Below are 16,175 nucleotides of genomic sequence, written 5' to 3'. Positions count from 1 at the left end.
GAAAACAATCAGTCCGACACAACCGCAACGGCGTTGCAGGTTGTGGGTAAACCCATCAGCTCTGGCTGATGGTCTTGGAGATCACTTCGACCGTGGCGCTGACTTGCTCTTGGTAACGGTCGAGCTCCTGCTGATGACGCTTTTGCATCTCGAGCTGCTGGGAGCACAGGTTCATCGCCGCCAGCACCAGCAAGCGGTCACCGATCAGCGTCGGGTATCTCTTCTTGGTCTCGGCCAGGGTGGCCTTCAACATCAACGCGGCGTCCAGCAGGGTCTGCTCTTCCCCGGCCGGCGCCTTGATCGAGTAGTCCTCGCCGAGAATCGAGACGACTTTTACCCCGTCGGCACCCTGCCTCATGCGCTGACAGGACCGGCACTGACGCGCTCGACCAGGGCCTGGATGCGGGCCGCGGTGGCGCCTTGTTTCTCTTCCTGTTCCATCAGGCTCAGTTGCAGGCTTTCGTTCTCATCCTTGGCCTGGGCCAGTTCTGCCTTGAGGGTTTCGTTCGTGCCCGACAGTTCCTGGTTCTGTTGCACCAGATCACTGACAAGCTGTTCCAATTGGCTTAGGGATGCTTCCAACATTTTGATTTTCCGAGCATTTTTCAAAGGGCGCGTACGATAAAGAAAAGTCACCCCGGATGCCAGATTTTCCCGGCGCAACGCCTTGATTTGCCTGGCGGGTGACCTTGCCTGCGAACTTTAAAGACTGTCATTCCCCCATCTGGTTCCTGACACTTCGTCGCTCATCAGATCTTTCTGAAACTCTTGCTCCTGCTTCAAGAATCCATTTTTCCGCGCGATAGGTCAGGGGAGCCCTATCAACCACCGCGGCATGGATTGCGCATTCTTGAGGTAGATCCCCATGTCTCTTCGCAACATGAACATTGCACCGAGGGCATTTCTCGGCTTTGCATTCATCGGCTGCCTGATGCTGTTCCTGGGCATCTTCGCCCTGAACCAGATGAGCAAGATTCGCGCGGCGACCGTCACCATTTCCACCGACAACATGCCCAGCATCCAGAGCATCGATGAGTTCACCCAGCAGATGCTGCGGCTGCAGGTGCTGTCCTATCGCCTGGTGATCAACCGCGGTCCCGAGGTCCAGGCCAAGACCCGCGAGTCGCTCGAACTCGGCAACCAGCAGATCGAAAAAATCCGCACCACCTATGAAAAGCTGGTCAGCAGCCCGGAGGAAAGCGAGGCCTACGACCACTACCTCAAGCTGCTGGCCGAATACCGCAAGCTCGAAGAGCGCATCAAAGAGCTGTCGCGCAATAACCAGCTGGGTGAGCTGCAAGAGATGCTGAACAACGAGTTGATGAAGAACTCGCAGCAGATCAACAAGGTTCTGAACCTGCTGGTACAGATCAACAGCCAGCGCTCCAAGGCCGCCAACGAGCAGGCCGCCGAGGAATACGCTTCGGCATTCAACCTGGTAGTCGCCCTGCTGATCCTGTCCACCACCCTGACCGTGGTGTTTGCCTGGTTGCTGACCCGCAGCATTACCCAACCCATCGCCAGCGCCTTGCATGCCGCGGAACACATCGCCGAAGGCGACCTCACCCAAAGCATCCGGATCAACGGGCGCGACGAACCCGGACGCCTGCTGCAGGCCATGGCGAGCATGCAGGAAAAACTGCGCCAGACCCTGTTGCATATTTCCGGCTCCGCCAGCCAGTTGGCTTCCGCCGCGGAAGAACTGAACAGCGTCACCGACGAAAGTGCCCGTGGCCTGACCCAGCAGAACAACGAAATCGAACAGGCCGCCACCGCCGTGAACGAGATGACCTGCGCCGTCGAAGAAGTCGCGCGCAACGCCGTGAGCACCGCCGAGGCTTCGAACGACGCCACCCAGTCGGCCAGCGAAGGCCGCAACCTGGTGCGCGAGACCGTCAGCGCCATAGAGCTGATGAGCAGCGAAGTGCAGAGTTCGGCCAACAGGATCAGCGAACTGGCCGAGGAATCGCGCGACATCGGCAAGGTGCTGGACGTGATCCGCGGCCTGGCCGACCAGACCAACCTGCTGGCCTTGAACGCCGCGATAGAAGCCGCCCGGGCCGGCGATGCCGGACGCGGGTTCGCCGTGGTCGCCGATGAAGTGCGTGCCCTGGCCCACCGTACCCAGCAGTCCACCAGCGAAATCGAACGCATGATCGGCAGCATCCAGAGCGGCACCGAGCATGCCGTCGAGTCGATGCGCACCAGCACCGAGCGCGCCGACTCGACCCTGAGCATCGCCCGTGGCGCCGGCGGCGCCCTGGACACCATCAACACCGCGGTCAACGAAATCAACGAGCGCAACCTGGTCATCGCCAGCGCCGCCGAGGAACAGGCCCTGGTGGCCCGCGAAGTGGACCGCAACCTGGTGAACATCCGCGACCTGTCGGTGCAATCGGCCACCGGCGCCAACCAGACCAGCGATGCCAGCCACGAGCTGTCACGCCTGGCCGTGGACCTGAACGGCATGGTGGCGCGATTCACCCTGTAATGCCCGGCCAATCGCGCTGATCGCCACCTGCGCCAGCCACTGCGGAACGCCATGAAGTCCGTCGGTGGCCGGCGCCAGGCGACGCTTTTCCGCCGCCTGTAAACAGGCGCAAAAGCTTTTTGACAGCATCGTATTTCAACAGGTTAGAATCGCTGGCACGCAGACTGCATGGTCAGTTTGTGCCCGCCTTTCTGCTTCTGGAGTACTGCCTTTGAATGCGACGACCATCAACAGCCTGTTCTTGATCGGCGCGTTGCTGGTAGGTGCGAGCATTCTGGTGAGTTCCCTTTCGTCCCGCCTCGGTATCCCGATCCTGGTGATCATCCTGGCCGTGGGCATGGCCGCCGGCGTCGACGGTGGCGGCATCATTTTCAACAACTACCCGACCGCCTACCTGGTGGGCAACCTCGCACTCGCGGTGATCCTCCTCGACGGCGGCCTGCGCACCCGGGTCTCGAGCTTCCGTGTGGCGTTGTGGCCCGCCTTGTCGCTGGCCACCGTCGGCGTGATGATCACCACCGGCCTGACCGGCATGGCGGCCGCCTGGCTGTTCGACCTGAACCTGATCCAGGGCCTGCTGATCGGCGCCATCGTCGGCTCCACCGACGCCGCGGCGGTGTTCTCGCTGCTGGGCGGCAAGGGCCTGAACGAACGGGTCACCGCCAGCCTGGAGATCGAGTCGGGCAGTAACGATCCGATGGCGGTGTTCCTCACCGTGACCCTGATCGACATGCTCGCCAGCGGCCAGACCGGCCTGCACTGGAGCCTGTTGGGGCATCTGCTGCGCGAGTTCGGCATCGGCGGCCTGATCGGCCTGAGCGGCGGCTGGCTGATGCTGCAACTGGTGAACCGCATCAACCTGGCCACCGGCCTGTACCCGATCCTGGTGATCGCCGGCGGCCTGGTAGTCTTCGCCCTGACCAACGCCCTGCACGGCAGCGGCTTCCTCGCGGTGTACCTGTGCGGCCTGGTGATCGGCAACCGCCCGGTGCGCAGCCGGCACGGCATCCTGCATATGCTCGACGGCATGGCCTGGCTGTCGCAGATCGGCATGTTCCTGGTGCTGGGCCTGCTGGTCACGCCCCACGACCTGCTGCCCATCGCCCTGCCGGCGCTGGGCCTGGCGCTGTGGATGATCCTGTTCGCCCGTCCGCTGTCGGTGATGGTCGGCCTGCTGCCGTTCAAGGCCTTCCACGGCCGCGAGAAAGCCTTTATTTCCTGGGTCGGCCTGCGCGGCGCGGTACCGATCATTCTCGCAGTGTTCCCGTTGATGGCCGGGCTGCCCGAAGCCCAGCTGTACTTCAACCTGGCCTTCTTTATCGTGCTGGTGTCCCTGCTGGTGCAAGGCACCAGCCTGCCGTGGGTCGCCAAGTTGCTGAAAGTCACGGTGCCACCGGAGCCGGCGCCGATCTCCCGCGCCGCCCTGGAGGTGCATGTCACCAGCGAATGGGAGTTGTTCGTCTACCGCCTCGGCGCGGAAAAATGGTGCATCGGCGCGGCGTTGCGCGAGCTGAAAATGCCCGAAGGTACCCGTATCGCCGCCCTGTTTCGTCACCAGCAACTGCTCCATCCGTCGGGTAGTACGGTGCTGGAAGCCGATGATTTGCTCTGCGTCATCGGCCATGAACACAACCTGCCGGCCCTTGGAAAACTCTTCAGCCAGGCACCGCAACGAGGCCTCGATCTGCGCTTCTTCGGCGACTTCGTTCTCGAAGGCGACGCCCAGCTGGGCGCGGTTTCGGCGCTGTACGGGCTGAAACTCGAAGGGCTCGATCCGGACATGCCGCTGAGCCGCTTCATCACCCAGAAAGTGGGGGGTGCTCCAGTGGTCGGCGACCAGGTGGAATGGAACAACACCATCTGGACGGTTGCCGTGATGGAGGGGAACAAGATCAGCAAAGTGGGCGTCAGATTCCCCGAAGGAAGTCGCCCGGGCCCCGGACTCTTCCTCTAAACTGCCTAACTTCTCATCCAGCTTGACCGGTCTCTATGCCAACCCTGCGTACCCTTTTCGCCATTGCCCTGCTGGGCCTGAGCCTTTCTGTCGGCACACTGCAAGCGGCCGAGCCGCCCAGTGCCGAGTCCGTCCAGCAGAGCCTGGATAAAATCGCCGAGCGCAAATTGCCGGAGGCCGATCAAAAGGCCCTGCAAGCGGTGCTGCAACAGACGCTGACCCAGCTGTCGAACAAGCAGGATTACGAGCAGCGCCTGAACGACCTCAAGCAGCAGTTGAGCAATGCACCGCGCCAGACCAGCGAAAACCAGCGCGAGCTGACCCGCCTGAAAGCCACCAAGGTGGTGCCGGTGGCCCAGCGCTACGCCAACCTGCCGGTGTCGCAGCTCGAACAACTGCTGACCGAACGCACCACCCAGCAGGGCGACATGCAGAAAGCCCTGGCCGAGGCCAACAGCCTGGCCATTACCGCGCAGACCCGCCCCGAACGCGCCCAGGCCGAGATCAGCAGCAGCCAGACCCGCACCCAGCAGATCAATACGATCCTCAAGAACGGCAAGGACTCCGGCAAGCCGATCAACGCCGACCAGCGCAATCAGCTCAATGCCGAACTGGCGGCCATCAACGCGCTGATCCCGTTGCGCCGCCAGGAGCTGGCCGGCAACAGCCAGTTGCAGGACCTGGGCAACAGCCAGCATGACCTGCTGATGGAAAAGACCGCGCGCCTGGAGCAGGAAATCCAGGACCTGCAGACCCTGATCAACCAGAAGCGCCTGGCCCAGTCCCAGGAAACCGTCACCCAGCAATCGATCGAAGCGCAAAAGGCCGGCAGCAGCAGCCTCCTGGCCACCGAAAGCGCGGCCAACCTGAAGCTTTCCGACTATCTGCTCAAAAGCACCGACCGCCTCAATGAGCTGACCCAGCAGAACCTGCAGACCAAGCAGCAACTCGACAGCGTGACCCAGAGCGATGCCGCGCTGGACGAGCAGATCAGCGTGCTCAAGGGCAGCCTGCTGCTGTCGAAGATCCTCTATAAACAGAAGCAGGCGCTGCCGCACCTGCGGCTCGACCGCGACCTGGCGGACCAGATCGCCGACATCCGCCTGTATCAGTTCGAGGTCAACCAGCAACGCGAACTGATCAGCAGCCCCAGCAGCTATGTCAACAACCTGCTGGCGACCCAGCCGTCCGAGCAAATCACCCCGCAGCTGCGCAAAACCCTGCTGGACCTGGCCATCACCCGTGCCGACCTGCTGGAACGCCTGAGCCGCGAGCTAAGCGCCCTACTCAACGAATCCATCACCCTGCAGCTCAATCAGAAGCAGCTGCTGAGCACCTCGCAAAGCCTGCGCGCGACCCTCGACGAACAGATGTTCTGGATTCCCAGCAACAAGCCGCTGGACGGCGAATGGCTGCAAGCTGTGCCGCTGCGCCTGGAAAAACAGGTCACCACCCTGCCCTGGTCGTCCAGCCTGAGCGAGCTGGCCGACGGCCTGGCGCAACGGCCGCTGCTGTTCCTGCCATTGCTGCTCCTGATCGCGGCCCTGCTGTGGCGGCGCAAGAACCTGTACCAGCGCCTGACCAAGGTTCACAAGGACATCGGTCACTTCAAGCGCGACAGCCAATGGCACACGCCGCAGGCGATCCTGGTCAACATCCTGCTGGCGATGCCGGTCGCCCTCGGCCTGGCGCTGTGCGGCCTGGCCTTGCAGATCGACGCCCGCGGACAGAACGCCAACCTCGGCGCGGCGCTGTTGCAGATGGCCCAGGCCTGGCTGGTGTTCTATACCGCCTACCGGATCCTCGCCCCCGGCGGCGTGGCGGAACTGCACTTTCGCTGGGAAAAGCCCCAGGTCGAATTCCTCCAGGGCTGGATCCGCCGCCTCGGGCTGGTGGTCATGGCCCTGGTGGCCGTGGTCGCCGTGGCCGAACATCAACCGGCGGCACTGGCCGATGACGTACTCGGCATCGCCGTGGTCCTGACCTGCTACGCCCTGATGGCCTGGCTGCTCAGCCGCCTGCTGCTGAGCAGCCCGACGCACCAGAACGCCTCGCTGTTCCGCAAGGCGGTGGCGGTGCTGTTCACCGCGCTGCCGATCGCCTTGTTCATCGCCGTGTGCTTCGGCTACTACTACACCGCGCTGAAGCTCAGCGACCGCCTGATCAATACCCTGTACCTGCTGATGTTCTGGCTGGTGATCGAAGCCACTTTTGTCCGCGGACTGGGCGTCGCCGCCCGGCGCCTGGCCTACCAGCGGGCCCTGGCCAAACGCCAGGCCGCCAAGGAAAGCGGCGACAGCGAAGCAGTCGAAGAGCCGACCCTGGACATCGAGAAGGTCAACGAACAATCCCTGCGCCTGATCCGCCTGGCCCTGCTCGGTGGTTTCATGGCCGGGCTGTACTGGGTCTGGTCGGACCTGATCAGCGTGTTCTCCTACCTGGACAACATCACCCTCTACGAATACACCAGCGGCACCGGCGCCAACATGAGCATGGTGCCCATCAGCATCGGCGACATGCTCGGCGCGCTGATCATCGTCGGCATCACCTTCGCCCTGGCGCGCAACCTGCCGGGGCTGCTGGAGGTGCTGGTGCTGTCCAGGCTGAACCTGGCCCAGGGCAGCGCCTACGCGACCACCACGCTGCTGTCCTATGTGATTGCCGGCGTCGGCTTCGTCTCGACCCTGTCGACCCTCGGCGTCAGCTGGGACAAGTTGCAGTGGCTGGTGGCTGCGCTGTCGGTGGGCCTGGGCTTCGGCATGCAGGCGATCTTCGCCAACTTCATCTCCGGCATCATCATCCTGTTCGAGCGGCCAGTGCGCATCGGCGATACCATCACCATCGGCAACCTGTCGGGCACGGTGAGCAGGATCCGCATCCGCGCCACCACCATCACCGACTTCGATCGCAAGGACATCATCGTCCCGAACCAGACCTTCATCACCGGGCAACTGATCAACTGGTCGCTGACCGACACCGTCACCCGGGTGACCCTCAAGCTCGGCGTCGACTACGGCTCGGACCTGGACCTGGTCAAGGAACTGCTGCTCAAGGCGGCCCGCGATAACCCGCGGGTATTGAAAGAGCCCGAGCCCCATGTGTACTTCCTCAACTTCGGCGAAAGCACCCTGGACCACGAATTGCGCATGCACGTGCGCGAGCTGGGGGACCGCAACCCGGTGCTCGACGAGGTCAACCGCTTCATCAACCGCGAGTTCAAGAAGCAGCACATCAACATCTCGTTCCGCCAGATGGAGGTCTACCTGAAGAACCTCCATGGCCAGGAATACAAGATGGTGCCCATCGAGCCGGAGACCAAGACCATTGTCCCGCTGCCCGACGGTAAACCACTGCAGGAACCGCCTCCCAGCAGGCTCGACTAAGGACGCTATCCCTAGCAGAATGCTCGGACATTCTGCTGGAGATGGCCGTTGAAAGCCCTCGACGAACTGACCTTCGACAATCGCTTCGCCCGCCTGGGCGATGCGTTCTCAACCCATGTGCTGCCCGAGCCGATCGACCGCCCACGCCTGGTGGTGGCCAGCCCGGCGGCCATGGCGCTGCTGGACCTGGACCCTGAGGCCGCGCAAAGCCCGGTGTTCGCCGAACTGTTTGGCGGGCACAAGCTGTGGGCTGAAGCCGAGCCCCGGGCGATGGTCTATTCCGGGCATCAGTTCGGCTCCTACAACCCTCAGTTGGGCGATGGTCGCGGCTTGCTGCTGGGCGAGGTGTACAACGCCGCCGGCGAGCACTGGGACCTGCACCTCAAGGGCGCCGGCCAGACCCCCTACTCGCGCATGGGCGATGGCCGCGCCGTACTGCGTTCGTCGATCCGCGAGTTCCTGGCTTCCGAGGCGCTGCACGCCCTGGGTATTCCGACCACCCGGGCGCTGTGCGTGATCGGCTCCGACACCCCGGTCTGGCGCGAGAAGCAGGAGCGCGCGGCGATGCTGCTGCGCATGTCGCCCAGCCATGTCCGCTTCGGCCACTTCGAATACTTCTATTACACAAAACGCCCCGAGCAGCAGAAACAGCTGGGCGAGCACGTGCTGGAGATGCACTTTCCCGAGTGCCTGGAGCAGCCCGAACCCTACCTGGCGATGTTCCGCGAAGTGGTCGAGCGCAATGCCGAACTGATCGCCAAGTGGCAGGCCTACGGTTTCTGCCACGGGGTGATGAACACCGACAACATGTCGATTCTCGGCGTGACCTTCGACTTCGGGCCGTTCGCCTTCCTCGATGACTTCGATGCGCATTTCATCTGCAACCATTCCGATGACCAGGGGCGCTACTCGTTCAGCAACCAGGTGCCGATCGGCCAGTGGAACCTCAGCGCCCTGGCCCAGGCGCTGACGCCCTTCATCAGTGTCGAGGCCCTGCGGGAAACCCTCGGCCTGTTCCTGCCGTTGTTCCAGGCCCATTACCTGGACCTGATGCGCCGCCGCCTCGGCCTGACCAGCGCCGAAGAGGAGGATCAGAAGCTGGTGGAACGGCTGCTGCAACTGATGCAGGGCAGCGGCGTGGACTACAGCCTGTTCTTCCGTCGCCTGGGGGATGAGCCGGCGGAACTGGCCGTGGCCCGGCTGCGCGACGACTTCGTCGACCGCCAGGGCTTCGATGCCTGGGCCGATCTGTACAAGGCCCGGGTCGCCCGTGATCCGATCCAGGGTCAGGAGTTGCGCCGGGAACGCATGCACGCGGTCAACCCGCTGTACATCCTGCGCAATTACCTGGCACAGAAGGCCATCGACGCCGCCGAACAAGGGGACTACTCCGAGGTGCGCCGCCTGCACGCGGTACTGAGCAAGCCGTTCGAACAACAGGCCGGCATGGACAGCTACGCCGAACGACCGCCCGAATGGGGCAAGCACCTGGAAATCAGTTGCTCGTCCTGAGAGGTCAGATAAAGGTTTCCATCGAGACCTTGAAACGTTCGGCCAGCCAGCGGATCTGCCGCAGGTTGAGCTGACGCTTGCCGCTCAGGATCTCCGAGACTACCGACTGCGCACCGACACCGGGCAGGTCGCTCTGGGTCAGGCCGTGTTCGCGCATCATGTAGCGCAACACATCTACTCCGCTGGCAACAGGCATCGGGCGATGTTCAAGATCGTAGGCTTCGATCCAGTCCCCGATGATGTCCACCAGGCTGTTGAGAGGATGGGCCTCGTCTTCCCCCGTCAGGTCCAGCAACTCGTCAAGGGCCTGAACCAGCCTGTCGTAGTCCGCCTCGGTTTTCGGCTTGCGCAGCAACGGCGCAACGAACTGCCAGTGTTCGGCCACTTGCTCGATCAACGCACTCATCCTCGATCCTCCTTCCACTTGCCCCGGTCATATTCACAGTGGTCCAACACATGGCGGATATAGAGCTTTTGCGTCGTATAACGGACCAATGCAATCAGCCGTACCTTGTTGCCGCCGATATCGAACACATGCAGCGGCCCGACCTTGTCCACCGCCGGAAACATCGCCTTCATCGCGGCAAAATCCGCAAGCCGATTGCGTTTAAGCGCGCGATACCAATCATCCAACGCCTTGGCCGAGTGTGGCCATTTTTCCTTGGCATCCCAAATTCGTTTAGCCGTGATTACACGCATGCAAAGTCCTTATCGCATACTGCTATGGCAGCCTAGAGGGTGGAGCAACTTATCGCAAGTTGCTATAAATGCTCTCGGACCAATGGCACGGAGCATCGTCTCTCTCCAGCCTAGAACCGAGCCGACAGTTGCCGCGCAAAGATGTATGAGCGCATGCAACAGCTTGATAAACCGACCCACAGACTCCAGATCGGAGCTATTGGCCACTTATCCCGGAGCCCCCTCATGTCCGATCCACTGCTGATCCCCTGCCCCCATTGCAATGGGTTGAACCGCATCCCCGCCGAGCGCCTGGGCGATCAGCCCAAATGCGGACGCTGTAAAGGCCAGGTGTTACTGAACCAGCCTTTCGAGCTGAAACAAGGCGACTACGCCAGCCAGATCAAGGGCGACCTGCCGTTGCTGGTGGATGTCTGGGCGGATTGGTGCGGGCCGTGCAAATCCTTCGCACCGGTATTCGAGCAGGCGGCGGCGCAATTGGCAGGCAAGTGCCGGCTGGCCAAGCTCGACAGCGAGGCCAACCAGCAATTGTCGGCGCAGTTGGGAATTCGCTCGATTCCGAGCCTGATTCTGTTCAAGAACGGACGGGAAGTGGCACGCCAGAGTGGCGCCTTCCCGTTACCGCAGCTGATGAGCTGGCTGCGTAGCCAGGGCATCTGACCGCTATCGAAATCGCCTTGAACTGTAGGAACGAGGCTTGCCCGCGATAACGGTCTGACAGCCGACGACGATGTTGAATGTCAGGCACTCATCGCGGGTAGGCCCCGCTCCTACGGAAGAAGGTCAGGCGCTTTCCAGCAGGTTGTGCAGGTCAACGAACTGCTGGGTCAGCTTGTGCCGGGGGTCGAGGTGGATCAGCGGCAGGCTGGCCTGGTGGGATTCGCGCATGCGCACCGAACTGGCCAGGTACACCGGCAATACCGGCAGGCCCTCGGCGATCAGTTCATCGAGCATTTGCTGGGGCAGGCTGGCGCGGGCCTGGAACTGGTTGACCACGATGCCTTCGACCTGCAAATCCTCGTTGTGGTCGTCCTTGAGCTCTTCGATTTCCGCCAGCAGGCCGTACAGCGCCTGGCGGGAAAAGCTGTCGCAGTCGAAGGGAATCAATACGCGATCGGCGGCAATCAGCGCCGAAACCGCATAGAAGTTCAAGGCCGGCGGGGTGTCCAGGTAGATCCGGTCGTAGTCCTCGGCCAACTCGTCCAGCAGTTTGCGCAGCTTGTTGATCTTGTGCTTCGCCTCAAGCTTGGGCTGCAGATCCGCCAACTCGGCGGTGGCCGTCACCACATGCAGGTTGTCGAACGGCGTTTCGTAGATATCGACCTGATTCTTCTTCGAGAACGGTCCGGAAGACAGGGTCTGCTTGAAGAAGTCGGCAATCCCCATGGGGATGTCGTCGCCGGTCAGGCCGGTGAGGTATTGAGTGGAGTTGGCCTGGGCATCCAGGTCCACCAGCAGCGTGCGATACCCCTCGCTGGCGCTCACGGCCGCCAGATTGCAGGCAATGCTCGACTTGCCGACTCCCCCTTTCTGATTGAACACCACGCGCCGCATGTCAGAACCTCCCTGCATCAAAGATCACCGAGTGTAGTAGCCAGTACCGCCGCTTCGCTACCTCGCTGACGGCGGACCGCCAAACCAGTTCCAATGGCCAGAGTCAGCCTAGACTTTCTTGTAAAGCCCCCGCGCTCCCGACCTGTACCATTCGATAATGGCCAAATGACACTTTTGTGCTGTCGAGCGGGTCATTTTCACTGAGCGAAACATAACCAATGTTTGCTACAAGCCAGTCACACCGGGATAATGCGCGCCACTCGGCTGTAGCTCCGTGGCAGGTGAGTCTGCGATCGAAACGCCTGACCACGTCAAGTAAGCCCGCAGGGGCGGGATGATTTTTCAAGTGATCAACTTCAACATCGCCCAATGGCGCGCGTGGGCCCCTGGGCTCGAAAGCGTGGACGATTGGCAGGCCTGGAGCCGACAACCGGTCGTGCTCCAGAGCAGTGATGCGGCCCCGGACGTGTCGTTTCTACCGGCCATGCAGCGCCGGCGCCTCAGCCGTCTGGCCCGCATGGCCTTCAGCGTGGGCTGGCCGCTGGCCGAAGGCCTGGAACAGCTACCGTTGGTCTTTATTTCCCGGCATGGCGAAACGCCGCGCACCTTCGACATCCTCAGCGACCTGGCGGCCGACCAGCCGTTGTCCCCGACCCAGTTCAGCCTCTCGGTGCACAACGCGGTGATCGGCCTGTGGTCGATCATGCGTGGCGAAACCAGCGAAATGACCGCCCTCGCCGCCGCCGGCGACGGCCTCGAACACGGCATGCTAGAGGCCGCGGCGCTGCTTGAGGAAGGCGCCCCGGCGGTGCTGCTGGTGGTCACCGAAGAGCAGCCGCCCGCCGCCTATGCCACCTGGATCGACGATGTGCCCTTCCCCTATGCGGTCGGCCTGTTGCTGACCCCCGGCCAACAGTGGCAACTGACGCTCGGCACCGCCACCGAGGGAGCGCCGCGCGCCGAGTGGCCCCATGCCCTGAATCTCTTGCGTACCCTGCTCGGCGAGCAGACCTCCTGCCAACATGCCTGGAAGAACCGTGTATGGAACTGGCAACGCAACCTGTAAATACAAAGCCCCGCGACGCCTACTACTGGCGCCTGGTCGCCACCGCAGCAAGCTTCGCCTTGTTCGGCCTGGGCGGCCTGTGCCTGCGCCTGGCGATTTTCCCGCTGCTCGCCTGCCTGCCCGGCGACGCCGAAGCGCATCGCCAGCGCGCGCGTCGCACCATCGGCCGGCTGTTCTGGCTGTTCATCCGTTTCATGGCCCGCAGCGGCGTGCTGACCTATGAAGTCGAAGGCGCACAAAAACTCGGCCGCCCCGGACAAATGATCATTGCCAACCACCCATCGCTGATCGACGTGGTGTTTCTCATCGGCCTGGTGCGCAACGCCAACTGCGTGGTCAAGCAGAGCCTGTGGCAGAACCCCTTTACCCGCGGCCCGATACGCGAAGCCGAATACATCAGCAACGACGGCAGCATGGACATGCTCGACGCCGCCGGCGAAGCCCTGCGCAACGGCCAGACCCTGGTGATCTTCCCCGAGGGCACCCGAACCCCGCCGGGCCAGGCGCCGGCCTTTCATCGGGGGGGCGCGGCAATCGCCTTGCGGGGTGCGAGAATCATCACCCCGGTGGTGATCAAGGTCAGCCCGACCACCCTGACCAAGGCCGAACCCTGGTATCGCATCCCGATGCGCCGCGTGCACTTCAGTTTTCGCGTCGGAGCCGATATAGACCCGTATGCCTTTGCCGCCCAAGGCCCCGCACCGCAGGCCTCGCGCAAGCTCAACGATTATTTGCATCACTACTTCATTAAGGAGCTCGCCGAAGATGAGCGATCTGCACCAGGAAATTAAAATGCTGATCATCGACGCCCTGGGCCTCGAAGACATCAGCGTGCAAGACATCGGCAACGAGCAGACGCTCTTCGGTGAAGGCCTGGGCCTGGACTCGGTCGACGCCCTGGAGCTGGGCCTGGCGATCCAGAAACGCTACGGCATCAAGATCGACGCCGACGCCAAGGACACCCGCAATCACTTCACCAACGTGGCGAGCCTTGCGGCGTTCGTCACTGCAAAACAGGCAGCTTGAGACCGGACCATGCAAACTCGTGACGACATCTTCAACACCCTGCGTGATGCCCTGGTGGAACTCTTCGAACTGGAACCGGAACGCGTAAGCCTGGAATCCAACCTGTATCAAGACCTGGAAATCGACAGCATCGACGCCGTCGACCTGATCGATCACATCAAGCGCAAGACCGGCAAGAAAATCGCCGCCGAGGAATTCAAGTCGGTGCGTACCGTCAATGACGTGGTCGAGGCGGTATACCGTCTGGTCCAGCCGGCCGCATGAGCCGGCTGATCGGCCTTGGCCTGCTGCTGGCGGGCCTGTTGTATCCCTTTGCGGTGTATTTCGGCATGGAGCATTTCGCGCCATGGCAGTTCGGCCTGTTGCTCGGCGGCCTGTGGCTGGCCCGGGCCCTGACCGGCGAACGGCGTCCCGGCAGCCTGTGGATGGCGGGCGCCGCCCTGGCCTTCTGCCTGCTACTGGCGCTGTTCGATAACCCGTTGTTACTGCGCTGGTACCCGGTGCTGATCAGCGGCTTCATGCTCACGCTGTTCGGCCTGAGCCTGAAATACGGCCCGCCGGTGGCTGAACGCCTGGCCCGCCTCAGCGAGCCTGCGCTGCCGGAAAAGGCGATTCGCTATACCCGCCAGGTGACTGTCGCCTGGAGTGTGTTTTTCCTCTGTAACGGATTGCTCGCCGCGGCCCTGACCCTATGGGCGCCGCTGAGCTGGTGGACGTTGTACAACGGCCTGATCTCCTACGGGTTGATGGGTTTGCTGTTTGCCATTGAATGGCTGTTACGACAACGCGTACGAGGCCGCGCATGAATTGGATAAAGCTTGAGCAGCTGCTGCTCAAGTCGTTGCCGGAACGGGCCGTCACGGTCGAACCGGCACTCGATCACAGCCACCTGCGGCACCAGGCCCTGAGCCTGGCCGCGGGCTTGCAGGCCAGGGGCGTACAGCGCCTGGCCCTGCACCTGGAAGATGCCGCCGAACTGGCCATCGCCCTGCTCGGCGCCTGGCGCGCCGGGGTCAGCGTGCTGCTGCCCGCCGACCTGCAACCACAGACCCGGCAACGCTGGTCGACCCAGGTCGATCTGTGGCTGACCGACCAGCCGGGCGATGCCCACTTGGCCGACTTCGACTCGCCACCATTGCCCGCCGTCGAACTCGATCTCGACGGCTGCCGCCTGAGCCTGTGCACCTCCGGCTCCAGCGGCGAACCCAAGCGCATCGACAAATCCCTGCGCCAGCTGGCCAACGAAGTCGAGGCCCTGGAGCAACTGTGGGGCGAGGGATTGGGCCAGGCCTGCATCATCGGCAGCGTCGCCACCCAGCATATCTACGGCCTGCTGTTCCGTGTGCTCTGGCCGCTCTGCGCCGGGCGCACCTTCGTGCGTCGGCCGTTGCCGTTCCCGGAAGACCTGCAGCGCGCCAGCCGCGAACACCCGGCCTTTGCCTGGGTCGCCAGCCCGGCCTTGCTCAAGCGCATGGGCGACAACCTCGACTGGCCGGCCCTGAGCCCGGTGCGCCGGGTGTTTTCCTCCGGTGGTGCGCTGCCTGCCGACGCCGCGCAAGGCCTGCAGCAGCGTCTTGGACAATGGCCAACGGAGATCCTCGGCAGCTCGGAAACCGGCGGCATCGCCTGGCGCCAGGGCGACAGCCTGTGGCAAGCCTTCGCCGGGGTCGAGCTGAGCCAGGACAGCGACGGCGCCTTGCTGATCGCTTCGCCCTACCTGCCGGCCGGGCATATCGAACACACCGCCGATGCCGCGCGCATCGCCGCCGATGGGCGTTTCGAGCTGCTCGGGCGCCTGGACCGGATCGTCAAGCTGGAAGAAAAACGCATTTCCCTGCCGATGCTGGAACAGGCCCTGGCCGGGCATGCCTGGGTCGCCGAAGCGCGCCTTGGGGTGGTCCGGGAAAACCGCGCTTCCCTCGGCGCGCTGCTGGTCCTCAGCGAACAAGGCCTGCACGCCTTGCGCAATCAGGGTCGTCGGACCCTCACGCAAGCGCTGCGCCAGCACCTGAGCCAGCATTGCGAGGCCCTGGCGCTGCCGCGCCGCTGGCGCCTGCTGCGCCAGTTGCCCCTGAACAGTCAGGGCAAGCTGCCCCAGGCCGATGTCGAAGCCCTGCTACTGGCCCCGCGCCCACGGGCGCCGGAAGTGCTGGAACAGCTCGAGGCCGACGGCGAATGGAGCCTGCAACTGGCGATCCCGCCGGACCTGGCCTACTTCAGTGGCCACTTCCCCCAGACCCCGGTGCTGCCGGGCGTGGTCCAGGTGGACTGGGCATTGGCGCTGGGCCAGCAGTTGCTCGATCTGCCGGGGCGCTTTGCCGGTATGGAAGTGCTGAAGTTCCAGCAACTGGTGCGCCCCGGCGACCAGGTGCAATTGCACCTGCGCTTCGATCATGAGCGCGGCAAACTCTACTTCGCCTATCGCAATGACACCGCCGCCTGCTCCAGCGGCCGCATCCTGCTGGAGAACGCCTGTGGATAAGTTATTGA

Annotated in this window: 16 protein-coding genes and 1 pseudogene; 12 read left to right on the top strand and 5 right to left on the bottom strand. The window is 63.1% G+C overall.

Features of this window, described 5'->3' with window-relative positions; translation table 11 throughout:
• Positions 1-55: 55 nt before the first annotated feature.
• Together AC07PQ_RS13920 and AC07PQ_RS13915 are read right to left on the bottom strand one after the other, a co-directional pair.
• Positions 56-358 carry a cell division protein ZapA gene (locus tag AC07PQ_RS13920; RefSeq protein ID WP_493185720.1) on the bottom strand — a complete coding sequence of 101 codons (303 nt, stop codon included), beginning with the start codon at positions 356-358 and terminating at the stop codon, positions 56-58.
• Positions 355-585, bottom strand: a complete 231-nt coding sequence (locus AC07PQ_RS13915) for a hypothetical protein (RefSeq protein WP_007926810.1) — start codon at positions 583-585, stop codon at positions 355-357. Before AC07PQ_RS13915 ends, AC07PQ_RS13920 begins: the two co-directional genes overlap by 4 nt.
• Before the next feature lie 280 nt (positions 586-865).
• Here AC07PQ_RS13915 and AC07PQ_RS13910 point away from each other — a divergent pair.
• From AC07PQ_RS13910 to selO, 5 genes and pseudogenes are all read left to right on the top strand, one after another.
• A pseudogene (locus AC07PQ_RS13910) lies at positions 866-1,636 on the top strand (MCP four helix bundle domain-containing protein); the annotation flags it as partial.
• On the top strand, positions 1,619-2,491 hold the full coding sequence (locus AC07PQ_RS13905; RefSeq protein ID WP_370686810.1) for a methyl-accepting chemotaxis protein: 873 nt from the start codon (positions 1,619-1,621) through the stop codon (positions 2,489-2,491). The pseudogene AC07PQ_RS13910 and the gene AC07PQ_RS13905, both read left to right, overlap by 18 nt.
• A gap of 211 nt (positions 2,492-2,702) precedes the next feature.
• The gene (locus AC07PQ_RS13900; RefSeq protein ID WP_007926822.1) at positions 2,703-4,445 is read left to right on the top strand and encodes a potassium/proton antiporter; all 1,743 of its coding nucleotides are present in this window, start codon (positions 2,703-2,705) and stop codon (positions 4,443-4,445) included.
• A gap of 35 nt (positions 4,446-4,480) precedes the next feature.
• The gene (gene mscK / locus AC07PQ_RS13895; RefSeq protein WP_493185719.1) at positions 4,481-7,828 is read left to right on the top strand and encodes a mechanosensitive channel MscK; all 3,348 of its coding nucleotides are present in this window, start codon (positions 4,481-4,483) and stop codon (positions 7,826-7,828) included.
• Positions 7,829-7,876: 48 nt separating this feature from the next.
• Positions 7,877-9,340, top strand: coding sequence for a protein adenylyltransferase SelO (selO, locus tag AC07PQ_RS13890; RefSeq protein WP_493185718.1), 1,464 nt, complete (start codon positions 7,877-7,879; stop codon positions 9,338-9,340).
• Positions 9,341-9,344: 4 nt separating this feature from the next.
• On the opposite strand, the gene AC07PQ_RS13885 is transcribed toward selO, so the two are convergent.
• Together AC07PQ_RS13885 and AC07PQ_RS13880 are read right to left on the bottom strand one after the other, a co-directional pair.
• Positions 9,345-9,746 (bottom strand): helix-turn-helix domain-containing protein, encoded by a 402-nt coding sequence (locus AC07PQ_RS13885; protein ID WP_007926825.1) that lies wholly within the window; start codon positions 9,744-9,746, stop codon positions 9,345-9,347.
• The gene (locus AC07PQ_RS13880) at positions 9,743-10,039 is read right to left on the bottom strand and encodes a type II toxin-antitoxin system HigB family toxin (protein ID WP_493185717.1); all 297 of its coding nucleotides are present in this window, start codon (positions 10,037-10,039) and stop codon (positions 9,743-9,745) included. Before AC07PQ_RS13880 ends, AC07PQ_RS13885 begins: the two co-directional genes overlap by 4 nt.
• A 225-nt stretch (positions 10,040-10,264) precedes the next feature.
• On the opposite strand from AC07PQ_RS13880, the gene trxC reads away from it, so the two are divergent.
• The gene (gene trxC / locus AC07PQ_RS13875; RefSeq protein ID WP_007926827.1) at positions 10,265-10,699 is read left to right on the top strand and encodes a thioredoxin TrxC; all 435 of its coding nucleotides are present in this window, start codon (positions 10,265-10,267) and stop codon (positions 10,697-10,699) included.
• Between the two features lie 123 nt (positions 10,700-10,822).
• On the opposite strand, the gene AC07PQ_RS13870 is transcribed toward trxC, so the two are convergent.
• Positions 10,823-11,593 (bottom strand): ParA family protein, encoded by a 771-nt coding sequence (locus AC07PQ_RS13870; RefSeq protein WP_007926828.1) that lies wholly within the window; start codon positions 11,591-11,593, stop codon positions 10,823-10,825.
• Between the two features lie 334 nt (positions 11,594-11,927).
• Here AC07PQ_RS13870 and AC07PQ_RS13865 point away from each other — a divergent pair, with 334 nt between their 5' ends.
• From AC07PQ_RS13865 to AC07PQ_RS13840, 6 genes are read left to right on the top strand one after another with little or no spacing between them, the layout of a single operon-like run.
• Positions 11,928-12,659 (top strand): beta-ketoacyl synthase chain length factor, encoded by a 732-nt coding sequence (locus AC07PQ_RS13865; RefSeq protein ID WP_493185716.1) that lies wholly within the window; start codon positions 11,928-11,930, stop codon positions 12,657-12,659.
• A complete protein-coding gene (locus tag AC07PQ_RS13860) occupies positions 12,635-13,450 on the top strand; it encodes a lysophospholipid acyltransferase family protein (protein ID WP_493185715.1) in 816 nt (271 codons plus the stop codon). The genes AC07PQ_RS13865 and AC07PQ_RS13860 overlap by 25 nt, the downstream gene beginning before the upstream one ends.
• Entirely contained in the window at positions 13,425-13,685 is a 261-nt protein-coding gene (locus tag AC07PQ_RS13855) for a phosphopantetheine-binding protein (RefSeq protein ID WP_007926834.1), read from the top strand. The genes AC07PQ_RS13860 and AC07PQ_RS13855 overlap by 26 nt, the downstream gene beginning before the upstream one ends.
• 9 nt (positions 13,686-13,694) lie before the next feature.
• Positions 13,695-13,949, top strand: a complete 255-nt coding sequence (locus AC07PQ_RS13850; protein WP_007926835.1) for an acyl carrier protein — start codon at positions 13,695-13,697, stop codon at positions 13,947-13,949.
• Entirely contained in the window at positions 13,946-14,491 is a 546-nt protein-coding gene (locus tag AC07PQ_RS13845) for a COG4648 family protein (RefSeq protein ID WP_007926837.1), read from the top strand. Before AC07PQ_RS13850 ends, AC07PQ_RS13845 begins: the two co-directional genes overlap by 4 nt.
• A complete protein-coding gene (locus AC07PQ_RS13840; RefSeq protein WP_493185714.1) occupies positions 14,488-16,167 on the top strand; it encodes an ApeI family dehydratase in 1,680 nt (559 codons plus the stop codon). The genes AC07PQ_RS13845 and AC07PQ_RS13840 overlap by 4 nt, the downstream gene beginning before the upstream one ends.
• Positions 16,168-16,175: the final 8 nt, after the last annotated feature.

The organism is Pseudomonas sp. GW821-FHT09E12, assembly GCF_059416085.1.
This window is presented reverse-complemented; position numbering and strand designations above follow the sequence as displayed.